The following is a 25772-nucleotide window of genomic DNA, read 5'->3' as shown; positions in this document are numbered from 1 at the left end:
CATCAAGGAAGGTAAATATGCCTTCCACTGGACGCGGCTGTCATGCCGGAAGTTCCGCGACAATGAGGTGCGACTGCAACTGCATGCGCTGGCCTACAACCTGGCCATCTTCTTGCGCTGCATCGAGTTGCCCGAGACGATGGCCGACTGGTCGTTGACCAGCCTGCAACTGAAGCTGATCAAGATCGGGGCACGTGTCGTCCGCCATGCCCGCGCCATCACCTTCCAGCTGGCCGAGGTGGCCGTCACCGGTCCGATGGTCCGCGCCATCCTCGCCGCCATCCGCCGATTGCGAGCGCCTCCGCTATGCGCATGACCGCCATCCACGCCCAAACTGAACGAAAACGGCAGGATGGGTCTGTCCGCTGCGCTGAAAAACACCGCCACCAGGGCACAACACGGCGGCTTCGCGGGCCGATCTGCCCTGTCTCAGCGCCTTGCGCGCCCGACGACGCCGCTCGGGACGGAAAATGATTGTCCTGCGGTCGGATTCAGGCGAAACTCACGTCAGACGGCATGCCACTTGGGGAATGTATGTTGTTATGTTCTTGATACGGTTGATGTGGGAATTTCTTAGCAGAGTTCCAGCCTGTTAACCGTGATCAACTGTTAAATCGGGCGCGTGACAATTCGCGGCCAGCCGCCAGTCTGGTTGCGCGCCCATGTGGCTTGCCGCTTGGCATATTGCCGCGTATCCAGTCGCCATCTTTCAATCATTTCAGCTACTTGCACTTCGCCGCGCAGCAGCGCCAGCAGCGGTGGCACGCCGATGGCACGCATCACCGGCAGGGTTTGTGACAAATTGCGTGCGGCAAGGCGCCGCACCTCTTCCAGCGCGCCGGATTGCCACATCGCCTCGATTCGCCGGTCGATCCGCTTTGAAGGCCCATTCCTTGTCGGTGGAATCTTCCTTGTCGGTGTATTCCAGCAGGGACATCGTGTATTTCGACGGGTCGAGGAAGGCTGCCTCGCCCTTGGTCACATCGAAGCCGGGGCGCTGCCAGTCGGAAAAGTCGAACGTCACGCCGAACGCGCCTGCGCCCTGCAGCCGCTGACGGAAGCGGATCGGATCGATGGAGCCATCTTCCTTCTGCTCCGCGCGGGACCAGCTGCCGGAATAGTCCAGCGTCCACGGCCCCACATCGGTGCGGCCACCCGCCACGATGGAGGTCGTCGTCTGCCATTCGCGGCGGTCCTTCAGGTCGCGGCGGATTTCCATACGCCCTGCGCTGCCGGCGGCGCTTTCGAAGGTGAAGCCGGTGTCAGTGGCGGAAATGGGGGCAGGCGTCGGCTTGAACACCAGCCGGGTGCGAAGCTCGGTGTCGTCGAACTTGGAATAGAGGCCGCGCACATACAGCGTGGTGTTGTCGGCCGGGCGCCAGTCGATGCTGAGGTTGCCGCCCCAGCGTTCGCGCTGCACGTCATAATCGCGATATTCGATGGTCTTGGCATAATCATAGCCGTCCTTGGTGGTCGCCCAGTCGGCCGCCTCGATATTGTCGGTGGAGAATTTCCGCTTGTTCCACGAGAAACCGCCGGAAATGCCGAAATCCTCGGTGATCAGCTTGGCGAAGTTCGCGCCGAACTTCGGCGACCATTCTTCCGAAAGCTGGTTGTAGCTGCCCTCGGCGCTCAGCGTCACGAAATCCTTCTTGCGGTCGAACGCGGATGTCGTGTTGATTTCGATGGAGCCGCCGATGGTGTCGCCGTCCATGTCCGGCGTCAGCGTTTTCTTGATCTCGATGGATTCGATGAGTTCAGACGGGATCACGTCCAGCGCCACCATCCGGTCTTCACCGCCGGTCGCGGGCACCCGCGCGCCGTTGATGGAGGTGGAGTTCAGGTTCGGATCAAGCCCGCGAACCGCCACGAAGCGGCCTTCGCCCTGATCGTTCAGCACGTTGATGCCCGGCGCGCGGCGCAGCGATTCCGCCACATTCTGATCGGGGAACTGGCCCATTGCATCCTTCGTCAGCACCGTCACCACCGTGTCGGCGGCGCGCTGGCGCGAGATGGAGGAGAGCATGTTGGCCTGCTGGCCGACCACGAGGATGGTCTCGATATCGGTGCCGTCCGGCGCGAGCGCGAAGCTCATCTGCGCCACGCTGCCTTCCGCGCCCACCGTCACGCTCTGCGTGGAGGCCGTGGCGCCCGCGAAGCTCACCACCACATCATAGGTGCCGGCGGGCAGGCCGGTGAAGCGGAAGCGCCCGGCGGCGTCGGCGCTCGTCACCCGGCCAAGCGCGGGGATGCGCACATCCGCACCCTGCAGCGGGCGGACGCCGCCCGCATCGGCGACCGTGCCCGTCACCGTGGAGGCGATGGCCGGCGCTGCGATCGCAGACGTCAGGAGAAGGGCGGACAACAGGCGAACATTCACGGAACTGCGACCTTTCGGCAGATTGGCAGGAATGCGCGCCAACTGCCGGGCTTCGATGACAGAAGCCGGTCATTGTTGTTTCAGACTTGCGACAAATTTGTTTCAATCCCGAGGCGCGACTATTCGGCCACAGGCCGCGTTCAGGCTGCTTTCTGCAGCGTCACCTCGATGGATTTGTAGCTCGGCGTCCCGCTCAGCCGGTCATGATCGTCCAGCGGCACAAGGCAGTTGGCTTCGGGATAATAGGCCCCCAGCGATCCGCGCGCGATGTCATAGGCCACCAGTGTCAGCCCCGGCAGAACGCGGCCCGGCCCCGCCATCACATCCACCTTGTCGCCCTGCATCAGCCCCAGTTCGGCCATGTCGTCGGCGTTGGCGAACAGGATGTCCCGCCGCCCGAAAATGCCGCGATAGCGATCATCCAGCCCATAGATTGTGGTGTTATACTGATCATGGCTGCGCAGCGTCGTCAGGATCAGGCCCTTTCGCTGCGCTTCCGCAGGCAGCAGCGGATGCGGCAGGAACTGCGCCTTGCCGCTGGGCGTGTTCCACACCCTGTCGGATGCGCCCACCGTCAGCCGGAAGCCGCCGGGCACGCGGATGCGTTCGTTGAAATCGCGGAAATCCGGGAACACCGCCTCGATGCCGTCGCGGATACGGTCATAATCGGCCACCAGCCAGTCCCAGTCGATGCCGCTCTCCAGCGTCGCCTTCGCCATCCCGGCCACAATCGCAGGTTCTGATTTCAGCCCCCCGGATGCCGGTTTCAGCTTGCCCGCAGAGGCATGCACCATCGACATCGAATCCTCGACCGTCACCGATTGCGGCCCACCCGCCTGCACGTCCAGCTCGGTGCGGCCAAGGCAGGGCAGCACGATGCTCTCCGTTGCGGGCAGCAGGCAGCTGCGGTTGAACTTCGTGAGGATATGCACGGAAAGATCCAGCCCGCGCATCGCTTCGAAGCAGACATCCGGGTCGGGCATGGCGATGGCCAGATTGCCGCCCAGCGCGATCAGTGCCTTCGAACGCCCCTCGCGCATCGCCTCCATCGCTTCCACGGCGGCATGGCCGTGCGCGCGCGGGCTGTTGATGCCGAACGCCTTGTCCAGCCGCGCCAGAAATGCCTCGGTCGGGATTTCGGTGATGCCCACCGTGCGGTCGCCCTGCACATTGCTGTGGCCGCGCAACGGGCAGATGCCTGCGCCGGGCTTTCCCATATTGCCGCGCAGCAGCAGCAGATTGGCCAGCTGCTGCACATTGGCGGTGCCATTGGCGTGCTGGGTGATGCCCATGCCATAGCAGATAATCACCCGCTCCGCGCGCCAATAGGTCTCCGCCATGGAGCGGATCGCGGCCTCGTCCAGCCCGGACCCGGCAACGATATCGGCCCAGGCGGTCGCTTCCACCTCCGCCTGCAACGCCGCCAGACCCTGTGTATGCGCGGCGATGAAGGCGCGATCCAGCAGGCCGGGGCCGCCGCCCGTCACATCCACCCGGTCGGCTTCGAACAGCGCCTTCATCATCCCCGTCAGCATGGCGGCATCGCCGCCCACGCGCGGCTGGTGATAGGCAGACGCCAGCTGCGTCGAATGGGTGGAGAGCATCTCGGTCGGATGCTGCGGCGATTTGAACCGCTCCAGCCCGCGCTCCCGCATGGGGTTCGCCACCACGATCGGCACGCCGCGCCGCGCCGCCGCGCTCAGCGTGGAGAGCATGCGCGGGTGATTGGTGCCGGGGTTGTGGCCGATGCAGAAGATCGCGTCGGCCAGATCGAAATCCTCCAGCGTGACGGTGCCTTTGCCCACGCCAATCGATTGCGGCAGCCCCACGCTGGTGGCTTCGTGGCACATGTTGGAGCAATCGGGGAAATTGTTGGTGCCAAACGCGCGGGCGAACAGCTGATACAGGAACGCCGCCTCGTTCGAGGCCCGGCCCGAGCAATAAAATTCAGCCCTGTCGGGATGGTCCAGCGCCCTGAGCCCCGCGCCGATGCGCGCGAAGGCCTCGTCCCAGCTGATCGCCACATAATGGTCCGTTGCCGCGTCATAGCGCATCGGCTCGGTCAGCCGTCCGGCGTCTTCCAGCGCATGGTCGCTCCAGCCCCACAGCTCGCTTACGCTGTGCGCGGCGAAGAAGCCGGGGTCGACGCGCTTCACCGTCGCCTCCCATGTCACCGCCTTCGCGCCATTCTCGCAGAATTCGAAGCTGGAGGTGTGGCGCGGATCGGGCCATGCGCAGCCCGGGCAATCGAAGCCGTCGGGCTGGTTCATCTGCAGCAGCGCCCTTGTGTCGGCGGAGGCCCCCATCTGCTGCTTCACCGCCAGCGCCACTGCGCGCAGCGCGCCCCAGCCGCCCGCAGGCCCGGCATAGGGCTCGACGCCTTTCACGTCCGGTTCCTCGCTCATGCCCGCATCATGGCACCAAGCCGCCGCCATTTCCACCTTGAGCCGCCGGGCCGGGAGGGGAATAACCCGAAGCCATGACCGGTTACGCCCCCATCCCCGCCCTGCTCAGCCCCTATGCGGCGGGCGGCGAACCGGTGACGCGCGATATCCCGCTGGAGACCCCCATCGCCATCGAGATCAGCGGCATCAGCTATGCGGTGATGATGGCGACTCCGGCAGACATCGCGGATTTCGTCACCGGCTTCCTCCTCTCCGAAGGATTGGCAAGCGTTGCGGAGATCGGCGAAATCGCCATCCACCCCGTGCGCGGCGGAGAGGGGATGGTCGCCCGCACCAGCCTGCCCGCCGAACGGATGGAGCCGATCCTCGCCCGCGCCCGGCGGCGGCTGGGTGACAGCAGTTGCGGCCTGTGCGGGCTGGACAGCGTGGAAGAAGCGCTGCGCCCGCTACCCCGCCTCGCCATCCGCAGCAGCGTCAGGCCCGAAGCCATCCGCCTCGGCCTTGCCGCCATGCGCGACGCGCAAGCGCTGGGCGCGCGCACCCGCGCCACCCACGCAGCCGCCTTCCTGTCCGAAACGGGCGCACTGGTCGCGCTGAGGGAGGACGTTGGCCGCCACAATGCGCTGGACAAGCTGATCGGCGCGCTGGCCCGGCAAGGCATCAGCCCGGCGCAGGGCTTCATCGCCGTCACCTCGCGCTGTTCCTATGAACTGGTGGAAAAGACCGTGCGCGCAGGCTGCCCGCTGCTCGTCGCTGTCTCAGCCCCCACCCAACTCGCCGTGTCCCGCGCGCAGGCCGCAGGCCTCGCCATGGCGGCCATCGCCCGCGACGACAGCCTGCTGTGGGTCAGCGGCCCGGCGCTGGACGGCGAATGACGACTGCGGTTGTCATACAAATTCTGCTATTGGCGCAGCGTCCCCTTCGCGGGCAGGATGCCCGACAGTCGGGCAAGACCTGTTCCGCGGCGACGGGACACCCCGACCGCGAAGGAGACCAGCCATGACCAGCAGTTTCGTGACCACCACAGACGGCGTGCAAATCTTCTATAAGGATTGGGGGCCGAAAGAGGCCCGGCCCATCATGTTCCACCATGGCTGGCCGCTCTCGTCAGACGATTGGGACGCGCAGATGTTGGCCTTCCTGCAAAAGGGCTTCCGCGTGATCGCGCATGATCGCCGGGGCCATGGCCGCTCCGCGCAAGTCGATTTCGGCCACGATATGGATCATTACGCGGCAGACGCAGCTGCAGTCGCCAATCATCTGGATCTGAAGAATGCGGTCCACATCGGCCATTCCACCGGCGGCGGCGAAGTCGCCCGCTATGTGGCGCAGCACGGCCAGCCGAACGGTCGCGCCGCCAAGGCCGTGCTCGTCAGCGCGGTGCCGCCGCTGATGCTGAAAACCGATGCCAACCCCGGCGGCCTGCCCATCGAGGTGTTCGACGGCTTCCGCGCCGCGCTCGCCGCCAATCGCGCGCAATTCTTCGTCGATGTGCCCGCAGGCCCCTTCTACGGATTCAACCGCCCGGGTGCGACGGTGAGCCAGGGGCTGATCGACAATTGGTGGCGGCAAGGCATGGCGGGCGGCGCGCTCGCGCATTACCACGGCATCAAGGCCTTTTCCGAAACCGATCAGACGGCCGATCTGAAGGCCATCACCGTTCCCACCCTGGTGCTGCACGGCGATGACGACCAGATCGTCCCCATCGATGCCAGTGCCCGGATGTCGGCCCCGCTGCTGCCGAACGGCACGCTGAAAGTCTATCCGGGCCTGCCGCACGGCATGCTTTCCACCCACCCGGACATATTGAACGCAGACCTTCTCGCCTTCGCGCAATCCTGAACTATGGCCAGCGGCGGCGGACAAGCGCGCCCGCCGTCGCTGCCCGCAGAATCACCGCCCGGCAGCGGATTCGCGCCCGACAAACACCGCCGCGCAATGGAGCAAAGGCTCCAATTTCCTGATTTTCAAGAGAAAGTGGAGCGGGCGAAGGGATTCGAACCCTCGACTTCAACCTTGGCAAGGTTGCGCTCTACCCCTGAGCTACGCCCGCGTCCTGATCATCTGGCAGGGCTGTCAGTGCCGCCCTGCCGGGGTGAGGGGCGCGCTTTAGCCAAGCATTGCACACAGCGCAAGCCCTTCCATAACGCAATTTTCGCACCCATATGCACCAGCAACAGCGAACCAGCGCACTAAATACCGGGAGCAGTACCTTGGCCAGCCTTTCCTCCATGGGCGGACCGTCCGCCGAAGACCGCGCCGCCATCGAGGCTTTCCGCCGTGACGTGCTGGAGGCTTCGCTCACCTCGGTGGTGCTCGTCCGCTTCACTGCGGACTGGTGCGGCCCCTGCAAACAGCTCGCCCCGCTGATCGACAAGGCCGTCGCCGAAGTGGGCCATGGCCGGGTTTCGCAGGTGGTGATCGATATCGACCGCCAGCGCCTGATCGCCGAACAATTCCGCATCCAGTCCGTCCCCACCGTCTACGCCTTCGTCGGTGGCCAGCCGGTGGACGGTTTCGTCGGCGCGAAATCCGAACGCGAAATCAAGGCGTGGATCGAAAAGCTGCTCACCGCTTTGCCTCCCACCGAAGAAGAAGTCTCGCTGGACGCCCTCATCGAAGCCGCCAACGAACTGCTGGCCGCCGGAGAAGCGGAACAGGCCGCGCAGGCCTTCGCCGCGCTGGCGCAGGAAGCCCCGGATCGCGCCGACGTGCTCGCCGGATTCGCCCGTGCCCTGATCGCGCTGGGCGAACTGGACGCCGCCGAATCGACACTTTCGGGCATCGCGGCAGACAGCAAGGATCAGGCCGTGGTGCAGGCCCGCGCGGCGCTGGACCTTGCCCGCACCGCCGCCCCCAGCGGCGAACTCGCCGCACTGGAAGCGCGAATCGCCGCCGATCCGGCCGATCATCAGGCGCGAATCGATCTCGCCAACGCCCTGTTCGCCGCCGGGCAGCGTGATGCCGCCGCAGATCAGCTGCTGGCGGCCATCGCGGCAGACCGGGAATGGAATGAGGGGGCCGCCCGCGCCCAGTTGCTGAAGCTGATCGAAGCGGTCGGCTTCGGTGACGCATGGTCCGTCGGCATCCGCCGCAAGCTCAGCCAGATCCTGTTCGCCTGAGGGGGCGGGCCGCATGACACTGGAGCCGCCCGCAAGCCCCGCCGACCTGCCCGCCACCGTGCGGCTGTTCCCGCTGGGCGGCGTGATCCTGCTGCCGCGCGCGGTGCTGCCGCTCAACATCTTCGAGCCGCGCTATCTCGCCATGGTGCGCGACGCCATGGCGACAGACCAGATGATCGCCATGATCCAGCCCCGGGAATCGCACCCACGCGACGAGGTCGCAAAGCCGGACCTCTATGATATCGGCACCACCGGCCGGATCACCCAGTATAGCGAAACCGGCGACGGCCGCTTCCTGATCTCCCTCACCGGCCTCGCCCGCTTCCGCCTGACAAGCGAACTGGCCGCCACCACCCCCTATCGGCAGGCAGCAGTGGATTACAGCGCCCACGAACGCGACTGGTCCCCGGCGGAGCCGCTGGCCGCCGCCACCCGCGCCCACCTCGAAACCATGCTGAAATCCTACCTCGAAACCCAGGGTCTTTCCGCCGACTGGGACGCGGTGAAATCCGCCGACGACGAAAGCCTGATCAACACGCTGGCCACAGTCTGCCCCTTCAGCAACGCCGAACGGCAAGCCCTGCTGGAAGCAGCCACCCTGCCCGCACGCGCCTCCACCCTCTCTACCCTGATGCAATTCGCCAGCGGCGAAGCCGGGGAAGCGACGCTGCAATAGCGCCAACGCGAGAGGCCTCCGGCGGGGCGGGCGCTGCCCGCCACCCGGCAGGGAGCCGTGCTCCCTGCACCCACATTTGAATTTTTGGCTTCAGAGTCGGCGTATAGTTTCGTTCGTCCGAATGACGCAACTGGATCATCCGGCGGCAGGTAGCCACTATTTACAGCCTCACCTCTTCGACGAACTCGCCGCGCTCGAACTCCCACAACCTCGCCATGTTCAACACGTCCTCGAACGCCCCTTCCGGATGAGATGTGGTGCAGAGAAAGCGCGTTTCGTCGTTTCCATCACCCACCACGATGGCGTCGATCATATCCTCGATCCTCGCACAATCCGGCCCAAACACGGCCAGCAGCGAAACGCCATCATTCAGACATTGCTCAACAAAAGCATCCAGTAAGGCTTCGTCTGATAGCGGGACATGAAGGATGATTTTACGGGCGAACGGCACGCCAGAAATATGCGGATGAAATGCCTGTGGGGCAAGCAAGCCCAACGCCGCAGGCCAAAAACATTCTCAAACGCACAGCGCCGAAGATTCGACACAATGCCAATTTTTGGGATCATGTGCTTTGCAATCCCTTCGGCTTTTCAGCCCTAACCGCCGCTCCTCTCCCCCCGCTCAGGCTGAGCTTGTCGAAGCCCAAGGAGCATTCTCGCCGCGCTCACCATTGAGCTTTCACGCGCGGGGCTTCGACAAGCTCAGCCTGAGCGGAACAGAGAGCAGGCGGGCGATGCGTGTTCGCAAAGAAACAATCGCCAAATTTAGAGGGTGCAGGGAAATCATTTCCCTGCTGGGTTCCAAGGGCAAAGCCCTTGGCCGCGCGGCGCGCAAAAACCCCCGCCGTCGCGCCTACCCCAACTCCCCCCGCAGCAGCGGCGGCAAATCCCCTGCTTCGCCGCGGGCGATTTTCATGAAGGCGCGGCGGAGCGGCGGGATTCGGTTCACAGCGGCCAGCCCCGTCGCGCGGATGCTGGTGGCGGTGCGGCCCGGCACGCCGAACAGGCGGGTGAGGATGTCGGTGGCGGCGGCGGTGGCGCTGTTGTCGCTGCGCCGCCAGCGTTCGTAGCGGCGGGCGACGTCGGGGTGGCCGAGGTCCAGCCCGAGGCGGGCGCTGTCGGATAACACTTCGGCCAGTGCGGCGACGTCGCGCAGGCCCATGTTCAGGCCTTGTCCGGCGATGGGGTGGATGCCGTGGGCGGCGTCGCCCACCAGAATCAGCCGCTCCGCCCAATAGCGTTCGGCGTGCTGCAGGTTCAGCGGATAGGATTGCACCGGCGCGATCAGCTCCAGCTTGCCGAGGAAGCTGCCCATCTTCTTCTCGGCCTCGTGTGCGATGGCGCGGGGGGAGAGCGCCTTCAGCCCGTCCGCATCCTTGCGCCGCACCGTCCACACCAGCGCGGAGCGGTGTCGGCCATCCGGCAAGTCTATCATCGGCAGCTGCGCGAAGGGGCCGTCGGCGTAGAACAGCTCAGAAGCGACATGGTTGTGCGGCTTTTCATGCGCCAGCATCGTCACGATGGCGGTGGCGTCATATTGCCAGCTGGCCAGCCGAATTCCGGCCTGCTGCCGCAACTGGGAGCCGCGCCCGTCGCAGGCGATGATCAGCGGCGCGGTGAGCAGGCGGCCGTCTGCAAGGGCCACACTGGCCATGTTCGGCCCGCGCTCCGTTCGGGCGATGGCGGTGGGGGCGAACAGGCTGATCCCCGGCATCTGCCGCAGCTTCGCCAGCAGCGCGCCGCGCAGGGCGCGATTTTCCAGCATGGTGCCCAGCGGCTCGGCCGGATCGGCTTCGGCTGAATCGAAGTGCAGGAAGCGCGGGTCCAGCCCGTCGGTCACGCGGATGGCGCGGATGGCGCAGCCTTGCGTGTCCAGCAGGTCGCCCAGCCCCAGTGCCCGCAGCATCCGCGCCGTGGACGACGCGATGGCAGAGGCGCGGCCGTCGAATTCCGGGGCCATGTGCGCGTCTGGATCGGCGCGCTCCACCACCGCGACGGACAAGTCATGCGCAGCCAGCGCGATGGCCAGCGTGAGGCCCACAAGGCCGCCGCCGACAAGAATGCAATCGAAGGGCTGGAGGACCGCAGCCGGGGGGGAAGCCTTTGCCATGGCCATGTGATAGCGCAGCGCCGGGCGCGCCCCAACCCCCGTAGTGTCGCACCCGATGTGCCCGTTATTCAGGCATTGCCCAACAACGCAGCCCGCCATGCCGAATTTTTAGGCAATTCCATCGCATGACGGCCGCATCATCCGCTTGTCCGCAGTTGGCACGGCTTTTGAATGTTACAATTTTGGGTGCCTTCGGGCTCCTGTGCTCGCTTCGGGACTTTCCAAAGTCCTCCCCTTCCCCGGCCCGGAACTCCCCATGGTTCCGGGCCGCTTTTATGTCGGCCAGCAGTGACTCCCCCGCCACAAGCCCGCACAAAAGGGGAACAGACTCTTGACCGACGGAGTCCGCTGCGGGCAAACTCCGTGCAGCAAGCGCCGCCCCGGCGCGCGGGAGTTTTTTCACCAGTGGCCAGCACCCCCCAATCGCTGATGGATGCAGCCCCGTGGCGACGGGCCGGCGCCCAAAAGGACGGGCGCCGAACTGGGCGCGACGGCGGCCCCAGCCTTGGCGACCGCGCACGCGATTTCGGGCGGGGCACGTTGCGCGTTCTGGCCGGGCTTCTGATCGTCATCGCGGGCCTTGCGCTGGCCGCCGCGCTGATCAGCCACAACCCGGCGGACCCGTCGCTGAACAGCGTCACCGGCCGCAGCGCCACCAACATCGTCGGCGCGCCGGGCGCATGGCTGTCAGACCTGCTGCTGCAAGGCTTCGGCTTCGCCTCGGCGCTGCTGGTGCCGCTGTTCCTCGTCGCCGGGGTGCGCATCATCACCGGCAGCCATCCCGGCCGCCTGCGCCGCGCCGCCATCTTCACCGGGCTTGCCACCCTGTTGGGCGCGGCCGCATTGGGGCTGGCATGGCCCGCGCCCATCGGCAGCCTGAACGCAGGCGCAGGCGGGGTCACCGGCTTTGCCGCGGCACATCTGGTGTCGCTGATCCCGCTGCCGTCGGGCTTCGATCCGGCGCTCGCCGCGCTGGCAGGCGCGCTGATCTTCGGCCTTGCCGCGCTGGCGCTGTTCATTCTCGCGCTGGAGCCACGCCGCAGCGAACTGGGTGGGCTGTTCGGCGCGCTCAGCTTCCGCCGCCCCCCCCGGGAGGATTATTGGGAAGAGGATGAGGCGGACGAGGATGAACCAGCCCCCCGCCCCGCCCCGCGTCAGGCCCGGCCCAACCCGCTTCCGCCCGCCGACGCAGAGCCGGAGGCGACGCAGCGCCGCATCGAAGGCCCCGCGCCGCGCCCGCAACCGCCGAAAAAGGCGCATGACGCGCAGCGCAGCCTCGATCTGGGGGACCGTGCGGACCTGCCGCCGCTGTCGCTGCTGAAGCCCCCGCCCAAGGGCGGCAAGGCGCAGATCGACGAAGCCGCGCTGGAGCAGAACGCCCGGCTGCTGGAAGCAGTGCTGGACGATTATGGCGTGAAGGGCCGGATCGTCGGGCTGGCGCAAGGCCCCGTCGTCACCCTGTATGAACTGGAACCCGCGCCCGGCATCAAGGCCAGCCGCGTGATCGGCCTTGCAGACGATATCGCCCGCTCGATGAGCGCGGTGTCCGCCCGCGTCGCCGTGATTCCGGGCCGCAACGTGATCGGCATCGAACTGCCCAATCTGAAACGGGAAATGGTCTCGCTGTCGGAACTGATCGCGGCGGACGCCTTCCATGCCTCGGGCGGCACGCTGCCGATGGTGCTGGGCAAGGATATCTCCGGTAACCCCGTGGTCGCCGATCTCGCGCCCATGCCGCACCTGCTGATCGCCGGGACCACCGGCTCGGGCAAATCGGTGGGCCTGAACGCCATGATCCTGTCCTTGCTCTACCGGCTGCGCCCGGATCAGTGCCGGATGATCATGATCGATCCGAAGATGCTGGAACTCAGCGTCTATGACGATATCCCCCATCTGCTGGCCCCGGTGGTGACGGAGCCGCAGAAGGCCATCCGCGCGCTGAAATGGGCGGTGGAGCAGATGGAGGAGCGGTATCGCAACATGGCGCACATCAATGTGCGCTCCTTGAGCGGCTACAATGAAAAGGTGCGCGAGGCGCAGAAGGCCGGCAAGCCCTTCGTGAAGCGCGTGCAGACCGGGTGGGACGAAGAAGGCAAACCCGTCTTCGAGGATGTCTCCCTGCCGCTGGAGCCGCTGCCGCTGATCGTGGTGGTGGTGGACGAACTCGCCGACCTGATGATGACGGCCGGGAAAGAGGTGGAATTCCTCATCCAGCGCCTCGCCCAGAAGGCGCGCGCGGCTGGCATCCACCTGATCATGGCGACACAGCGCCCATCGGTCGATGTCATCACCGGCGTTATCAAGGCCAATTTGCCCACCCGCATCAGCTTCCAGGTGACGAGCAAGATCGACAGCCGCACCATCCTCGGCGAAATGGGCGCGGAGCAGCTGCTGGGCAAAGGCGACATGCTCTACATGCCCGGCGGCAAGCAATGCGTGCGCGTGCATGGCCCCTTCGTGTCCGATGAGGAGGTGGAGGAAGTCGCGAAGCACTGGAAGGCGCAAGGCACGCCGGATTATGTCTCCAGCGTGACGGAAGAGCCGGACGGGCCGGATGGCTTTGAAGGCATGGGGGCAACGCCCGGCTCGCCGCGCGGCGGCGCTGGCGGGGCCGCTGCGGACGATCCGCTGCAACAGGCGATTCAAGTGGTCGCCACCAGCCGCAAGGCGACGATCTCCTACCTGCAGCGGCAACTGCGCATCGGCTACAACTCGGCCGCGCGGCTGATCGACCAGATGGAGGAAATGGGCCTCGTCTCCTCGCCGGACCATGTCGGCCGCCGCGAAGTGTTGATGGACGAAGCGGGCAACCGGCTGCCGTGACTGGCGTCACCGCGCATCCGGCGCTGCTCTATCCGGCGGCAGCGCTGGCGGAAATCGCGGGCTGCTTCACCGTCTGGGCGTGGTGGCGCATGGGCGCAAGCCCGCTATGGCTGATCCCCGGCATGGCCAGCCTTGCCGCCTTCGCCGTCCTGCTGGCGCTTGTGCCCGCCGATCATGCGGGCCGCGCCTTCGCGGCCTATGGCGGCGTCTATATCAGCGCCTCCATCCTCTGGGGCTGGCTCGCCGAAGGCACCCGGCCGGATCGCTGGGATCTCACCGGCGGCCTGATCTGCCTGATCGGCGCGGCACTGATCCTCGCAGGGCCACGCCCGGCCTGAGCCTATGATCAGACCTTGATGTCGAAGCTCGCCGCCGTCTGCCAGCCGCCGCGCGTGAAATCGGGGATGTCCTGCGCGGCGCTGCGGTTTTTCACCGATCGCTGCGTCAGATCGAACAGGCTGGACCAGCTGGCCCCGTCATACACCGGCTGATCCACCGGCCAGCCTTCGCGCAGACAGGAAATCGCCCGCCACAGCATCACGAAATCCATTCCGCCATGGCCGCCGCGCTCCAGCGCCAGTGCCGACAGTTTCGACCATAAGGGATGGTCATATTTTGCCTGCCACGGGGCCATGTCCGTATCCCACTTGTGGTGCGCATTGCCGCCGTCATCGATGGCGATCCGCGCCGGATAGCCGCCGAACGCGCCCTTGGTGCCTTGGATGTAATTCAGCCGATCATAAGGACGCGGCGTGTTGATATCGTGCTGCACCAATATCGTCCGCCCGCGCACCGTTTTCACCAGCGCGCTGCTCATGTCACCGGCGATGAAGCGCCAGTTCCGCTGCGGGTCGCCCGCGGGCAGCCGCTCCTGCGCGAAGGCCGCCATCCCCAGCGCAGGCGAATCCATCGCCACCAGATAATCGAAGCGGTCGCCCCGGTTGATGTTCATATATTGCGCCACCGGCCCCAGCCCGTGCGTGGGATAGAGATTGCCCCGCTGCCGCGTCTGCCAGCCCGGCCGCCACACGCCCTCGCCCCGCTCCGTGCGGAGCATCTGCCCGCGCAGTTCGTGGATATAGGCCCCCGCGCCATGCGTCAGTTCGCCGAACAGGCCCTGCCGCACCATGTTCAGCAGCATCAGTTCCTCGCGGCCGTAGCAGCAATTCTCCAGCATCATGCAGTGCTTGCGGGTCGCCTCGCTGGTTTCCACCAGTTCCCACAGCTGGTCGATGGTCACGCCCATCGGCACTTCCACGAACGCGTGCTTGCCTGCCTTCATCGCCGCCAGCGCCATCGGCGCGTGCAGATCCCATGGGGTGAAAATGAACACGGCGTCCAGATCGTCGCGCCCGGTCAACTGCCGCCACGCCTCAGCCCCGCCGCTGATGCGCGCAGGCGCGCGGCCCTGCTTCGCCGTCACTTTTGCCACGGCGCGGTCCAGCACAAAGGCGTCGGTGTCGGCGATGGCGCGGATGTCCACCCCGTCCAGCGTCAGCAGCAGGTCCGTCATCGGCGTGCCGCGTTCGCCGACGCCGATGATGCCGATGCGCACTGTGCTCAGCTTGGGCGCGGCGAAGGCCATCATGGAACCGGCGGTGGGCGGGGGTGCTTTTGCGGTGGCGGCGGTGGCGAGGGCGGTGCCTGCTATCAGGGTGCGTCTGGTCAGGTCTGTCATGCGGGCCAGTTTGCACGGGTCGCGGCCGCAGGCAAAGCCTGCGAGTCCGCTGCGGTGACGGAAAGAAGGGTGATTCCATCCTTTTCCAACAGGCATCGCTCACCTGTCCTCTGTCCCGCTTCCTCAGTCCCCGCTCAGGCTGAGCTTGTCGAAGCCCCAGACGTGGAAGCACAACGGCTCAAGCCGTAGGGGGCATACTCCATGGGCTTCGACAAGCTCAGCCCGAGCGGGAAAATCGGTCTGAGTGGGGGAGATAGGAGCGGCAGTACAGCGCGCCGCGTGGGGCTGGCCGGCGATAGAGATCGCCGACTCAGCCGGCCGACATTTCGGCGAGTCTGCGAGTTATGGCTTCGCCATAATCGCAGCCGCCTTCACTCACATGTTCGGATAATTCGGCCCCCCGCCCCCCTCCGGCGCAACCCACGTAATATTCTGCGTCGGATCCTTGATGTCGCACGTCTTGCAATGCACGCAATTCTGCGCGTTGATCTGGAACCTCGGCTCGCCTGTGTCCTGCCCCACCACTTCATACACCCCGGCCGGGCAGTAACGCTGCGCCGGTTCGTCATACAAAGGCAGGTTGATGCGGATCGGCACCGTCGGGTCCGTCAGCTTCAGGTGGACCGGCTGGTTTTCCTCGTGATTGGTGTTGGAAAGGAACACGCTGCTCAGCTTGTCGAAGCTGATCTTCCCGTCCGGCTTGGGATAGTCGATCGGGAAGCAGGCTTCCTTGCGCCAGATTTTGGTGTTGTCCGGCTCATGCTTCAGCGTGAAGGGCATGCGCAGCCCCAGCCATTCCGCCCACATCGTCGCGCCCGCCAGCAGCGTGCCCACCGTGCCGCCGAACTTGCTCACCAGAGGCTCGGTGTTGCGCACCAGCCGCAGCTCCTCATACACCCAGCTCGATTCATAGGCGGCGCTGTAGGCTGTCAGCTCGTCGCCCTGCCGCTGGCTGGCGATGGCATCCACGGCGGCTTCCGCCGCCATCATCCCCGTCTTCATCGCGGTGTGGGTGCCCTTGATCCGGGGCACGTTCACGAACCCGGCGGAACAGCCGATCAGCGTCGCGCCGGGCATCGTCAGCTTCGGCACCGCCTGCCAGCCGCCCTCGTTGATGGCGCGCGCGCCATAGGAAACCCGGCGGCCGCCCTCCAGAATCGCCTTGATTTCCGGGTGGGTCTTCCAACGCTGCATCTCGTCGAACGGAGAGAGATGCGGGTTGCGGTACGACAGCGCCACCACGAAACCCAAGGCCACCTGATTATTGGCCTGATGATAGAGGAAGCCACCGCCCCACGCATCGGAAAGCGGCCAGCCCTGCGTGTGGATCACCCGCCCCGGCACATGCTTGGCCGGATCGATATCCCACAATTCCTTGATACCAATGCCATAAACCTGCGGCTGGCTGTCTTTCGCCAGATCGAAATGCTTGATCAGCTGCTTGGACAGATGCCCGCGCACCCCTTCGGCGAAGAAGGTGTATTTCGCGTGCAGCTCCAGCCCCGGCTGATAGTTCGGGCCGTGCGTGCCGTCGCGCTCCACACCCATGTCGCCGGTGGCGACGCCCTTCACCGAACCATCTTCGTTGAACAGCACTTCAGCGGCCGGGAAGCCGGGGAAGATTTCCACCCCCAGCGCTTCGGCCTGTTGCGCCAGCCAGCGGCACAGATTGCCAAGGCTGCCGGTGTAGGTGCCCTTGTTGTGCATGAAGCTGGGCGTGATGATGTGCGGGAAGTCGTATTTCTTACCCTTGGTCAGCACCCAGTGATGATTCTCCGTCACCGGGGTTTCCGCCATCGGGCAGCCCTGATCGCGCCAGTCGGGGATCAGCTCGTCCAGCCCCTTTGGGTCCACCACCGCGCCGGAGAGGATATGGGCCCCCACTTCAGAGCCCTTCTCCAGCACGCAGACGGACAGATCGAGGCCCTTTTCGGCCGCAACCTGCTTGGCCCGGATCGCGGCCGAAAGCCCTGCCGGGCCGGCGCCCACGATCACCAGATCATAGGGCATTGCTTCACGATTGCTCATTCACTCTCTTCCGCTTGCATCTGCTGATGGCGATTGTTGGCCTCTATTCATCGCGCTGTCATGGGTTTTCAACCCGAAATCCAGACAGGTTGGCCGATGGATGCTTGACCGTTGCCGCTGAACTGTCATTTGTCGCCCCCCATGGGACCGGGTGCGGATGCGGCCCGCGCGGCCGGAATGGATCCGGCGGCGCTCGCCGCGCTTCTGAATTGGTGGAAACTGGCCGGCGTGGAGTCGCTGGTGGGGGAGAACCCTGTGCCGTGGCTGCGCGCCGCCGAGCCGGACCAACTCACCGCACCCGCCCCTCGTGCCCCTGCCCCGCCGCCACGCACGGCTGCCGAGGGCTGGTGGACCAGCGCGGAGTCCCTCGCCGCCCTCACCGCCGAAGTCGCCGCCCGCCACCCACGCGCGCCCTTCGCCGATGGGAACGCCGCATCCGGCCTGATGATCATGGGCGAAGCGCCCTCTGCCGAGGATTTGCGCAGCGGACGCCCCTTTTCCGGCCCGGCCGGGATTTTCCTCGATCGCATGCTCGCCGCCATCGGCCGGGATCGAAGCAGCTGCTACATCGCCCTGCTCTGCCCACGCCGCGCCACCCCCGGCCCGGCCGCGCCGGAGGATATCGAACAGGATATCGCCCTGACGATGGCGCATATCCGGCTGGCCGCGCCCCGCCACCTGCTGCTGCTGGGCGCGAACCCGGCGCAGGCTTTAACGGGCGAAACCGCCCCCATCACCCGGCTTCGGGGAAACTGGCTGTCTGTGGGGGGAATTCCCGCGCTCGCCAGCTTTAACCCGGCCTATCTGCTTCGCCGGCCAGAGGAAAAGGCCCTTGCATGGGCCGACCTGCTGGCGCTGAAGCACAGGATCAACCAGTGAAATTTCTGCTTTTCGCCTCCGCGCTCCTGCTGGCTGCCCCTGTGGCCGCGCAGGAAACCATCGAAGTCACCGCAACCCCGCTGCGCTCGCCTTTCACCGCAGCCGAGCGTTCGGTGCCCGCGCAACTGTCGCCCGCGCAGCGCGAAGCCTATGGCCGCGTGTTCCGCGCGATCGACAGGGGGCAGATCAGCGCCGCCTCCGCCGAACTGGCCTCCATGCCGCGCGGGCTGCTGCACCCCACCGCCGAAGCGCAGATTCTGGTGGCGCAAGGCTCCGGCGCGGGGCTGATGCGGCTGGTTGCTTTCCTTGAACAGAATCCGGACGCGCCGCAGGCGGGCACCATCGCCGGGCTGGCGCGCAAGGCCGGGGCGACCAACCTGCCGCCGCTGGCGCGCACCAAGCAGCTGATCCCGGTGCGGCTGACGCCGCCGATGGGTCCGCGTGGAGCCCGGCTGGAGACCTCTGCCGACCAGAGCTTCGCGGCAGCCGCCAAGGCGGCGATCACCGCCAGCAATCCGGGCGAAGTCGAGGTGCTGCTGGATCGCTATGGCCCGCAGCTATCCGCCGAAGTGCGCAGCGAATGGGCGCAGCGCGCCGCATGGGACGCCTATCTGGAACTGAACGACAGCCTTGCCCTGAAGCTGGGCGCGCGCGCGGCGGACGGGCAGAGCGAATGGGCCGCCATGGGGCATTGGGTGGCGGGTCTCGCCGCCTTCCGGCTGGTGGACTGGGACACCGCCGCGAAGCATTTCGACGCCATCTCGCAAGTCTATTCCGCCTCCAACGACCTGCGCTCGGCGGGGGCCTATTGGGCGGCGCGATCCTATGTGCGGGCGGGCAAGCCATGGCTGCAGACGGAGCGGCTGAAATCCGCCATCGCGCGCGATCGTGATGGCTTCTATGGCCTTCTCGCCAGCTATGCCCTTGGTCTTGAACCCAATATCGACTGGCGGGAACCCGATTTCATTCAGGCCGACTGGACGACGCTGAAGGGCCATCCGGGCGCGGCGCGCGCCGTGGCGCTGGTGGAAATCGGTCAGCTGGGCCTTGCCGACCGGGAGCTTCGGCATCTGGCCGCCGCCACCGCGAACGACACCTATGAACCGGTGCTGCGGCTCGCCGCGCGGCTGAACCTGCCCGCCACGCAATATTGGCTGGCCCAGAACCCGCCGCCCGGCATGATGCCGCCGATGTCCGCCCGCTTCCCCACGCCGGACTGGCGACCGGTGCGCGGCTGGCGGGTGGATCGCAGCCTGGTGTTCGCCCATGCCTTGCAGGAATCGAAGTTCATCACCTCCGCGCGGTCCGGCGTGGGGGCGAAGGGGCTGATGCAGATCATGCCCGGCACCGCGCGCGATCTCGCCAAGGCGCTCGAGCTGGACCCGACGCCGGAGCAATTGGCGGACCCGTCCTTCAACGTGGAATTCGGGCAGTCCTACCTCGAAATGCTGCGCGACAGCCCGCACACCGGAGGGTTTTTGCCCAAGGTGATCGCCGCCTACAACGCCGGGCCGGGTTCGGTGCAGAAGTGGAACAATGGCGGCGTGCGCGACAATGGCGACGTGCTGCTGTTCATCGAAAGCATCCCCTTCCGGGAAACCCGCCACTATGTGGAAGTGGTGATGCGCAACTACTGGCTGTATCAGGCGAAGGAGGCCGTGCAGGAGCCGAAGCGCGCAGCGGCCGCCCCCAGCATCGCCTCCGTCGCGGCCAACAAATGGCCGCTGTTCCCCGTCACCCAGCCAGCCGGGCGCTGATGCCCATCGATCCCGCGCGGCCGTTCATCCCCGTCCGCATCGCCATCCTCACCGTGTCAGACACGCGGACCGCCGCAGATGATCGCAGCGGCGACACGCTGGCCGCCCGCATCGAAACGGCGGGGCATGTACTAGCGGATCGCGCCATCGTCGCGGACGACACCGACCTGATCCTTGAACGCATGGCTGGCTGGGTGGAGGATGCGGGCATCGACGTCATCATCTCCACCGGCGGCACCGGCGTGACCGGGCGGGATGTCACACCGGAAGCCGTGGAAGCCCTGTGCGACAAGCTGATCCCCGGTTTCGGCGAGCTGTTCCGCTGGCTCAGCTTCGCGAAGATCGGCACCTCCACCATCCAGTCCCGCGCGGTGGCGGGGGTTGCGCGCGGAACCTATGTGTTCGCGCTGCCCGGCAGCACCGGCGCGGTGAAGGACGGTTGGGACGAAATCCTGTCCCACCAACTGGATAACCGACACATGCCTTGTAATTTCGTTGAACTCATGCCACGGCTGCGCGAGGTTTGACGAAGCCCCGGCAAGAGGAGCAGGGTCGTGGAATATATCAACCTCAACCTTGTGCCGATTACCCTTGCGGCGGCCGTGGGACTTTTGATCGGACTTCTTCATTTCCTGATCTCGCGCCCCGGTGATCGCCCCGGCGTGGACTTCCTGTTGCTCTCCGCGATTGCCGAATTCTGGATCGCCTGCATTTTGGCCGGGGCGCTGATCATCGCGCCGCCGCTGGATCAGCCATGGGTGATGGCGGTGGCGACCCCGGTTCTGCTGTGGATCGGCCTGCTGGTGCCCGCGCTGATGGTGAACCTGCGCTTCCGCGGCATGCCCGGCCACATGGCCGCGGCAGACAGTTTGCACTGGCTGTTTGTGCTGCTGTCTCAGGCGCTGGTGATGAGCGCGATCGGGCTGACCCGCCCGCCCGGCCTTTAACGCCCGGCGCCGGACTCCAACCCATGGAACCCCGACCATGCTGCGTCTGCACCTGCCTGATGTGCGCACTGCCCCCCTGTCTGCCGAAGTAGCGGCCGGCGGCGGCCTGCCCCTGCAACCCGCGCCCGGCGCGGACGAAATCCGTGCCGCCGTGTGGATCGATCTGGCCTTCCCGCTGCCGCATGAACGGCAGGCGGTGGAGGATGCGCTGGGCATTTCCCTGCCGGACAAGGCCGACATGATGGAGATCGAAGCCTCCAGCCGGGTCTATCGCGAAGCGGGCGCGCATGTGATGAACGTGCTGATGGTGGTGGGCGTGGACAGCCATGAACCCGCCGCCGTGCCCGTCAGCCTGATCCTGATGCCGGATCGGCTGATCACAGTGCGCTATTCGGATCCGTCCGCCTTCCGCACGCTGGACCAGAGCTGCACGCGGGTGCCGGCGGGGGCCAACAGCCGGTCCCTGCTGTATCGGCTGATCGAGAATGTGGTGGACCGCACCGCCGACATCTTGGAGCGGATGGGCAACGAGATCGACAGCCTGTCAGGGCAGGTGTTCGGGCGCGATCAGCCCAAGACGCTGCGGCTTTCCACCGACGATCTGCAGACCATCCTGCGCCGCATCGGCACCACCCAGTTCGTGCTGAACAAGGTGCATGATTCGCTGGTGACTCTGGCGCGCGCGACGAACTTCCTGCAGGTGGGCACCACCGAGACGGACGGCAATGGCAAAAGCCAGCTGAGCCGGATCGACAAGGTGGGGCGCGAGCAGCTGAAATCGGTGGCGCGAGACGTGGCGAGCCTGTCGGAGAATTGCAGCTATCTCACCAGCCACACGGGCTTCCTGCTGGACGCAGCGCTGGGGCGGATTTCCATCGAACAGAACGCCATCGTGAAAATCTTCTCGGTGGCGGCGGTGATCTTTCTGCCGCCGACGCTGGTCGCTTCTGTGTATGGCATGAACTTCGTGCATATGCCCGAACTGGAGTGGGTGGGCGGTTACCCGATGGCGCTGGGGTTGATGGTGTTGTCGGCGGTGCTGCCGTATTTGTGGTTCAAGAGTAAGGGGTGGCTGTAGCCGGCCGCGATTAAGGCGAAGCCTTAACTCGCAGACTCGGCGAAAGCCCGGCCGGCGGAATCGGCGATCTCACTCGCCGATATCCGTCCGACGAATCCGGCTTTGCCGGACTTTTTCTTTCTTCCTTTTCTTCTCTCTATCCCCAAGCGGACTCGTCGGCTTCGCCGACGGCCGCTCTTGCAAATATGTTCCCTATATGTTCCACTCACCCTATGCCCACCCCCAAAGGCCGCGCCGCGCCCGAAAACCAGCTCAGCACCCGCTTCAACCTCCCCGCGCGGCAGGCCGAGGGCGACTGGCTGGACTGGGCCATGCAGGACTGGGCCACAGAGGAAGGCGAACTCCCGCCACTGCGCACCAGCGTGCAGATCGAGCGCCCGCGCACCGCACTCAACCGCAACGACAGCCCAGATATTCCGTTCGACCGCAGCTTCAACGCCTATCGCGGCTGCGAACATGGCTGCATCTATTGCTTCGCCCGGCCGACACACGCGTATCACGATCTCTCGCCGGGGCTGGATTTCGAAACCAAGCTGTTCGCCAAGCCCACAGGCCCGGCCCTGTTGCGCGCGGAATTCGCGAAGCGCGGATACCGGCCCGACGTGCTGGCGATGGGCACCAACACCGATCCCTACCAGCCGATCGAGGCGCGGTTCCGCATCACCCGCGCGGTGCTGGAACTCTGCCTTGAAACCCGCCACCCGGTGGCCGTCACCACCAAATCCGCGCGCGTGCTGGAGGATCTGCCGCTGTTTGCGGACCTCGCGCGGCTGGGGCTGGCGGCGGTGATGCTCTCCGTCACCACGCTGGACCCGGCGCTGGCCCGCGCCATGGAGCCGCGCGCCAGCGCGCCGCGGCTGCGGCTGAAGGCCATCGCCGTGCTGGCGCGCGCAGGCGTGCCGGTTTACGTCTCGGTCTCGCCGATGATTCCGGCATTGAACGATCATGAACTGGAGGCGATTATGCAGGCCGCGGCAGAGGCTGGCGCGGTGCATGCGATCACCATTCCGGTGCGGCTGCCGCATGAAGTGGCCCCGCTGTTCGAGGCATGGCTGGATGCCAACCGGCCCGACCGCAAGGTCCGGGTGCTGAACGCCATTCGCGCCATGCGGGGCGGGCGGCTGAACGATCACCGATTCGGGGCGCGGATGCGGCCGCAGGGGGAATGGGGGCGGCTGATGGCCACGCGGTTTGCGACAGCCCGAAAGCGATATGATCTCAACCGGTTCGTTGCCCCATTGCGCACAGATTTGTTCACGCCGCCCCGGCTTGATGAACGGCAGGGTGAACTCTTTTTGACGGGTTGAAAATCAGGCTTGCCATCGGAATTGACAGGTTTAACGTCTGAATTCTGGTCAACCTTGGGGGAATGACGATGCTTTCCAACGCATTCGGTATCGGATTGTGGACGATTTTGTTCTGGCTGGCGCTCGGCGTGGCGCTGGGCGGCCTGCTCGCGCGGCTGCTTGGCAGCACGGCCACATCCACGGCAACCGCACTTGGCCTCGGCGATTTCGAGGGCAAATCGGTGACGGTGAAGGCCGAAACCAGCCATCTGGCGGATCAGCTGGAGGCCATTGAGGGCGTCGGCCCGCAGATCGCCGAACTGTTCCACAAGAATGGCGTGCACAGCTTCGCGCAGATCGCGAAGATGACGCCCGGCGACATTACGAAAATTCTGGCGACGGGCGGCAGCGCCTTCGCCATCGCCTCCCCCACCACATGGCCGTTCCAGGCCAAGCTGCTGGAAAATGGCTGGATCGCCGAATTCCTGACTGTGGGCCAGAAGCTGATCGCGGGCCGCCTGCCCGTCACCGGCCTTGCCGGAATCGGCGAAGCGACCGCCGCGCGCCTGCAAGCCGCGGACGTCGGCTCTGTCGAGGCGCTGGCCGGCGCGGATGTCGCCGCCCTCACCACCAAGCTGACGGACGCGGGCGAGAGCATCTCCGAATCGCGCCTGACGGGCTTCATCGACGAAGCCAAATCCATCCTCGCCGGTGATTTCACCAAGCTGGCGGGCTTCTTCGGCCTGCCCGCCGCCGTTGTCGGCAGCCGCGCCACCGCGAGCTACAAGAAGACTGCAGACGTGACCGGCCCGATCGTGGGCGCGCAAGGGCTGCTCTCAAGCCTGCCCACCGCGACAGCTACCGCCACTGGCGGCGCTTCGATGCTGCCGGTGTGGATCGGCCTCGGCACCGCGGGCTTGCTGGCGCTGCTCTGCCTGCTGGGCATCGTGTGCCCGAAGCCGCTCACCACGAATGTGGACGTGCGCGGCGTGGTGATCACGCCCCCCGCCCCCGCGCCGGAACCGGTGATCCCCACCGGCTCGGGCCTGATCAGCCGCCTGCTGGAAGGCAAGCCGGAACTGGTGATCTACTTCGACACGGCCAAAAGCGACGTGACGAACGAACTGACGCCGGAATCCGCCAAGCTGAAAGAGTATCTGGATAGCCACCCGGATACCAAGCTGTCGGTTTCGGGCTATGTCGATCCGCGCGGCGACGCGGCGTTCAACGCTCAACTCGCCAAGGATCGCGCCACCAAGGTGCGCGATGCGCTGGTGGCCGCCGGCATCCTCGCCGAGCGTATCGACCTCGACAAGCCTGCCGACATCGTCGCCGACGAAGCCAGCATGGCCAACGAGCGCAAGGTGGAAGTGAAGATCAAGGACGCGGGCGAAGTCGCCCCGGCCGCTGCGGAACCGGCTGCGAAGTAACCGCTGCCAGTTCTGAACGAATGGGGCCTGCCCGGATCATCCGGGCAGGCCCTTTCTTTTTTGAAAGGATGCGTTCGGATCATTGCAGTTGCACATGGCCCCGCAATGCCCAAATGACGCGGCATGGAAAACGCCCCGCCCCGCATGCCCGCCCTGTTCATCGGCCATGGCAGCCCGATGAACACGCTGGAGCGCAACATCTGGACAGACGGCTGGCGCGCGCTCGGCGCGGAACTGCCGAAACCCCGCGCGCTGCTGGTGGTGTCTGCCCACTGGTATATCGGCGCCACCGCCGTGACGGCGATGCCCGCCCCGCGCACCATCCATGATTTCCACGGCTTCCCGCCGGAGCTGTTCGCCTTCCAGTATAACGCCCCCGGCGCGCCGGACGTGGCGCGCGAAGTCGCCGAAATCGCCAAACCCACCCCCGTTGCACTGGATGACAGCCAGTGGGGGCTGGACCATGGCACATGGAGCGTGCTCGCCCACCTGTTCCCCAAGGCCGACGTGCCCGTGGTGCAGCTGTCCATCGATCGCACAAAGGGCGGCGAACATCATCTGGAGCTGGCCAGCCGCCTGAACGCCTTGCGCGATCAGGGCATCATGATCCTCTCCAGCGGCAATGTCGTACACAACCTCGGCCGCATCGACTGGCATGCGGGCAATACGGGTGCGGACTGGGCTGACCGCTTCGACATCCATGTGGAACAGCTGATGCGCGACCGCCCGGGCGACATCCTCGCCAGCACCCGCCACCCGGATTTCCGAGCCGCCGTCCCCACGCCGGACCATTTCATCCCCCTGCTGACCACGGCAGGCCTCGCGGCGGAGAGCGGCGAAGCCGTGCTGCCGATGTTCGTGGGCCGGACGATGGGGTCGCTGTCGATGACGAGCTATGCCGTGGGGCTGGCACGGAACTGACGCTGCGCGTGGAAATTGAGGGAGCTCTGCTCCCTCAAACTCCCCCGTCCCCACCCCATGAACAAGTTCATGGGGACCCCGGGCAGGGGCGTGACGCCCCTGCACCCCCAAACTTTTAGCTCCTCCTCCTTTAGGGAGGGGTTGGGGTGGGGGTCCTCCGCCGGGCGCGAGGTTGGGAGTTATGGCCTGCGGCGCTTTTTGGGCGGTGTCCCGCTATCCATCCCATGCTCACGCTGCCCTCCCCGCTCAGGC

General features: G+C 66.0%; 21 protein-coding genes, 1 tRNA gene and 1 pseudogene. 15 read left to right on the top strand and 8 right to left on the bottom strand.

What is annotated here, in order from left to right; genetic code table 11:
- A partial coding sequence (locus tag FJQ54_RS12450; RefSeq protein ID WP_181160143.1) for a transposase occupies nt 1-316 on the top strand: 316 nt, incomplete at its 5' end.
- Between the two features lie 293 nt (nt 317-609).
- Here FJQ54_RS12450 and FJQ54_RS17840 read toward each other — a convergent pair.
- The 3 genes and pseudogenes from FJQ54_RS17840 to FJQ54_RS12440 all read right to left on the bottom strand — a co-directional run bounded on the left by FJQ54_RS17840 (nt 610) and on the right by FJQ54_RS12440 (nt 4785).
- Complete coding sequence (locus FJQ54_RS17840) at nt 610-852, bottom strand: tRNA dimethylallyltransferase (protein WP_235890439.1); 243 nt, start codon at nt 850-852, stop codon at nt 610-612.
- 850 nt (nt 853-1702) lie between these two features.
- Nucleotides 1703-2311, bottom strand: a pseudogene (locus FJQ54_RS17835) (TonB-dependent receptor plug domain-containing protein); the annotation flags it as partial.
- A gap of 209 nt (nt 2312-2520) precedes the next feature.
- Nucleotides 2521-4785, bottom strand: coding sequence for an FdhF/YdeP family oxidoreductase (locus FJQ54_RS12440; RefSeq protein ID WP_140928729.1), 2265 nt, complete (start codon nt 4783-4785; stop codon nt 2521-2523).
- A gap of 74 nt (nt 4786-4859) precedes the next feature.
- Here FJQ54_RS12440 and fdhD point away from each other — a divergent pair, with 74 nt between their 5' ends.
- Nucleotides 4860-5660: a formate dehydrogenase accessory sulfurtransferase FdhD gene (gene fdhD / locus FJQ54_RS12435; protein WP_140928728.1), complete on the top strand. Its 801-nt coding sequence runs from the start codon at nt 4860-4862 to the stop codon at nt 5658-5660.
- 124 nt (nt 5661-5784) lie between these two features.
- On the top strand, nt 5785-6627 hold the full coding sequence (locus FJQ54_RS12430) for an alpha/beta fold hydrolase (protein ID WP_140928727.1): 843 nt from the start codon (nt 5785-5787) through the stop codon (nt 6625-6627).
- Nucleotides 6628-6763: 136 nt separating this feature from the next.
- Here FJQ54_RS12430 and FJQ54_RS12425 read toward each other — a convergent pair.
- A tRNA-Gly gene (locus tag FJQ54_RS12425) sits at nt 6764-6838 on the bottom strand.
- 160 nt (nt 6839-6998) lie between these two features.
- Here FJQ54_RS12425 and FJQ54_RS12420 point away from each other — a divergent pair.
- A complete protein-coding gene (locus tag FJQ54_RS12420; protein WP_328592182.1) occupies nt 6999-7907 on the top strand; it encodes a tetratricopeptide repeat protein in 909 nt (302 codons plus the stop codon).
- Between the two features lie 13 nt (nt 7908-7920).
- A complete protein-coding gene (locus FJQ54_RS12415) occupies nt 7921-8583 on the top strand; it encodes an LON peptidase substrate-binding domain-containing protein (protein WP_140928726.1) in 663 nt (220 codons plus the stop codon).
- A 160-nt stretch (nt 8584-8743) separates the two neighbouring features.
- Here FJQ54_RS12415 and FJQ54_RS12410 read toward each other — a convergent pair whose 3' ends face one another.
- Both FJQ54_RS12410 and FJQ54_RS12405 read right to left on the bottom strand, forming a co-directional pair.
- Entirely contained in the window at nt 8744-9034 is a 291-nt protein-coding gene (locus tag FJQ54_RS12410; protein ID WP_140928725.1) for a hypothetical protein, read from the bottom strand.
- Nucleotides 9035-9436: 402 nt separating this feature from the next.
- On the bottom strand, nt 9437-10693 hold the full coding sequence (locus FJQ54_RS12405; RefSeq protein WP_181160142.1) for a UbiH/UbiF/VisC/COQ6 family ubiquinone biosynthesis hydroxylase: 1257 nt from the start codon (nt 10691-10693) through the stop codon (nt 9437-9439).
- Between the two features lie 405 nt (nt 10694-11098).
- Here FJQ54_RS12405 and FJQ54_RS12400 point away from each other — a divergent pair, with 405 nt between their 5' ends.
- Together FJQ54_RS12400 and FJQ54_RS12395 are read left to right on the top strand one after the other, a co-directional pair.
- Nucleotides 11099-13516 (top strand): FtsK/SpoIIIE family DNA translocase, encoded by a 2418-nt coding sequence (locus FJQ54_RS12400; RefSeq protein WP_235890438.1) that lies wholly within the window; start codon nt 11099-11101, stop codon nt 13514-13516.
- On the top strand, nt 13513-13854 hold the full coding sequence (locus FJQ54_RS12395; protein ID WP_181160141.1) for a YnfA family protein: 342 nt from the start codon (nt 13513-13515) through the stop codon (nt 13852-13854). Before FJQ54_RS12400 ends, FJQ54_RS12395 begins: the two co-directional genes overlap by 4 nt.
- 8 nt (nt 13855-13862) lie before the next feature.
- Here the strand turns inward: FJQ54_RS12395 and FJQ54_RS12390 are convergent, their stop codons facing one another.
- Both FJQ54_RS12390 and FJQ54_RS12385 read right to left on the bottom strand, forming a co-directional pair.
- Nucleotides 13863-15194, bottom strand: a complete 1332-nt coding sequence (locus tag FJQ54_RS12390; RefSeq protein ID WP_140928723.1) for a Gfo/Idh/MocA family protein — start codon at nt 15192-15194, stop codon at nt 13863-13865.
- A 375-nt stretch (nt 15195-15569) separates the two neighbouring features.
- Nucleotides 15570-17222, bottom strand: a complete 1653-nt coding sequence (locus FJQ54_RS12385) for an electron transfer flavoprotein-ubiquinone oxidoreductase (RefSeq protein WP_140928722.1) — start codon at nt 17220-17222, stop codon at nt 15570-15572.
- 141 nt (nt 17223-17363) lie between these two features.
- On the opposite strand from FJQ54_RS12385, the gene FJQ54_RS12380 reads away from it, so the two are divergent.
- From FJQ54_RS12380 to ygiD, 8 genes are all read left to right on the top strand, one after another.
- Nucleotides 17364-18101 carry a uracil-DNA glycosylase gene (locus tag FJQ54_RS12380; protein ID WP_140928721.1) on the top strand — a complete coding sequence of 246 codons (738 nt, stop codon included), beginning with the start codon at nt 17364-17366 and terminating at the stop codon, nt 18099-18101.
- The gene (locus tag FJQ54_RS12375; protein ID WP_181160140.1) at nt 18098-19858 is read left to right on the top strand and encodes a lytic transglycosylase domain-containing protein; all 1761 of its coding nucleotides are present in this window, start codon (nt 18098-18100) and stop codon (nt 19856-19858) included. Before FJQ54_RS12380 ends, FJQ54_RS12375 begins: the two co-directional genes overlap by 4 nt.
- The gene (gene moaB, locus FJQ54_RS12370) at nt 19858-20385 is read left to right on the top strand and encodes a molybdenum cofactor biosynthesis protein B (RefSeq protein WP_140928719.1); all 528 of its coding nucleotides are present in this window, start codon (nt 19858-19860) and stop codon (nt 20383-20385) included. The genes FJQ54_RS12375 and moaB overlap by 1 nt, the downstream gene beginning before the upstream one ends.
- Nucleotides 20386-20412: 27 nt before the next feature.
- Nucleotides 20413-20805, top strand: coding sequence for a hypothetical protein (locus FJQ54_RS12365; protein ID WP_140928718.1), 393 nt, complete (start codon nt 20413-20415; stop codon nt 20803-20805).
- A 37-nt stretch (nt 20806-20842) separates the two neighbouring features.
- Nucleotides 20843-21883, top strand: coding sequence for a magnesium transporter CorA family protein (locus FJQ54_RS12360; protein ID WP_140928717.1), 1041 nt, complete (start codon nt 20843-20845; stop codon nt 21881-21883).
- 212 nt (nt 21884-22095) lie between these two features.
- On the top strand, nt 22096-23190 hold the full coding sequence (locus FJQ54_RS12355; protein ID WP_140928716.1) for a PA0069 family radical SAM protein: 1095 nt from the start codon (nt 22096-22098) through the stop codon (nt 23188-23190).
- Between the two features lie 68 nt (nt 23191-23258).
- Nucleotides 23259-24599 (top strand): OmpA family protein, encoded by a 1341-nt coding sequence (locus FJQ54_RS12350; RefSeq protein WP_181160139.1) that lies wholly within the window; start codon nt 23259-23261, stop codon nt 24597-24599.
- 123 nt (nt 24600-24722) lie between these two features.
- Nucleotides 24723-25520 (top strand): 4,5-DOPA-extradiol-dioxygenase, encoded by a 798-nt coding sequence (gene ygiD, locus FJQ54_RS12345; RefSeq protein WP_235890437.1) that lies wholly within the window; start codon nt 24723-24725, stop codon nt 25518-25520.
- Nucleotides 25521-25772 lie beyond the last annotated feature (252 nt).

The organism is Sandaracinobacter neustonicus, assembly GCF_006385875.1.
In the GTDB taxonomy this organism is placed as follows: domain Bacteria; phylum Pseudomonadota; class Alphaproteobacteria; order Sphingomonadales; family Sphingomonadaceae; genus Sandaracinobacteroides; species Sandaracinobacteroides neustonicus.
Note: the sequence above shows the minus strand (reverse complement) of the source record. Positions and strands in the feature narration are given on the sequence as shown.

What these genes read in the sequence shown, in the direction of transcription:
- FJQ54_RS12430 (WP_140928727.1), top strand. Translation starts at nt 5,785, where the DNA reads ATGACCAGCAGTTTCGTGACCACCACAGACGGCGTGCAAATCTTCTAT.
- moaB (WP_140928719.1), top strand. Translation starts at nt 19,858, where the DNA reads ATGCCCATCGATCCCGCGCGGCCGTTCATCCCCGTCCGCATCGCCATC.
- FJQ54_RS12390 (WP_140928723.1), bottom strand. Translation starts at nt 15,194, where the DNA reads ATGACAGACCTGACCAGACGCACCCTGATAGCAGGCACCGCCCTCGCC.
- FJQ54_RS12360 (WP_140928717.1), top strand. Translation starts at nt 20,843, where the DNA reads ATGCTGCGTCTGCACCTGCCTGATGTGCGCACTGCCCCCCTGTCTGCC.
- FJQ54_RS12405 (WP_181160142.1), bottom strand. Translation starts at nt 10,693, where the DNA reads ATGGCAAAGGCTTCCCCCCCGGCTGCGGTCCTCCAGCCCTTCGATTGC.
- FJQ54_RS12380 (WP_140928721.1), top strand. Translation starts at nt 17,364, where the DNA reads ATGGGACCGGGTGCGGATGCGGCCCGCGCGGCCGGAATGGATCCGGCG.
- FJQ54_RS17840 (WP_235890439.1), bottom strand. Translation starts at nt 852, where the DNA reads ATGTGGCAATCCGGCGCGCTGGAAGAGGTGCGGCGCCTTGCCGCACGC.
- FJQ54_RS12385 (WP_140928722.1), bottom strand. Translation starts at nt 17,222, where the DNA reads ATGAGCAATCGTGAAGCAATGCCCTATGATCTGGTGATCGTGGGCGCC.
- FJQ54_RS12355 (WP_140928716.1), top strand. Translation starts at nt 22,096, where the DNA reads ATGCCCACCCCCAAAGGCCGCGCCGCGCCCGAAAACCAGCTCAGCACC.
- fdhD (WP_140928728.1), top strand. Translation starts at nt 4,860, where the DNA reads ATGACCGGTTACGCCCCCATCCCCGCCCTGCTCAGCCCCTATGCGGCG.
- FJQ54_RS12440 (WP_140928729.1), bottom strand. Translation starts at nt 4,785, where the DNA reads ATGAGCGAGGAACCGGACGTGAAAGGCGTCGAGCCCTATGCCGGGCCT.
- FJQ54_RS12415 (WP_140928726.1), top strand. Translation starts at nt 7,921, where the DNA reads ATGACACTGGAGCCGCCCGCAAGCCCCGCCGACCTGCCCGCCACCGTG.
- FJQ54_RS12350 (WP_181160139.1), top strand. Translation starts at nt 23,259, where the DNA reads ATGCTTTCCAACGCATTCGGTATCGGATTGTGGACGATTTTGTTCTGG.
- ygiD (WP_235890437.1), top strand. Translation starts at nt 24,723, where the DNA reads ATGGAAAACGCCCCGCCCCGCATGCCCGCCCTGTTCATCGGCCATGGC.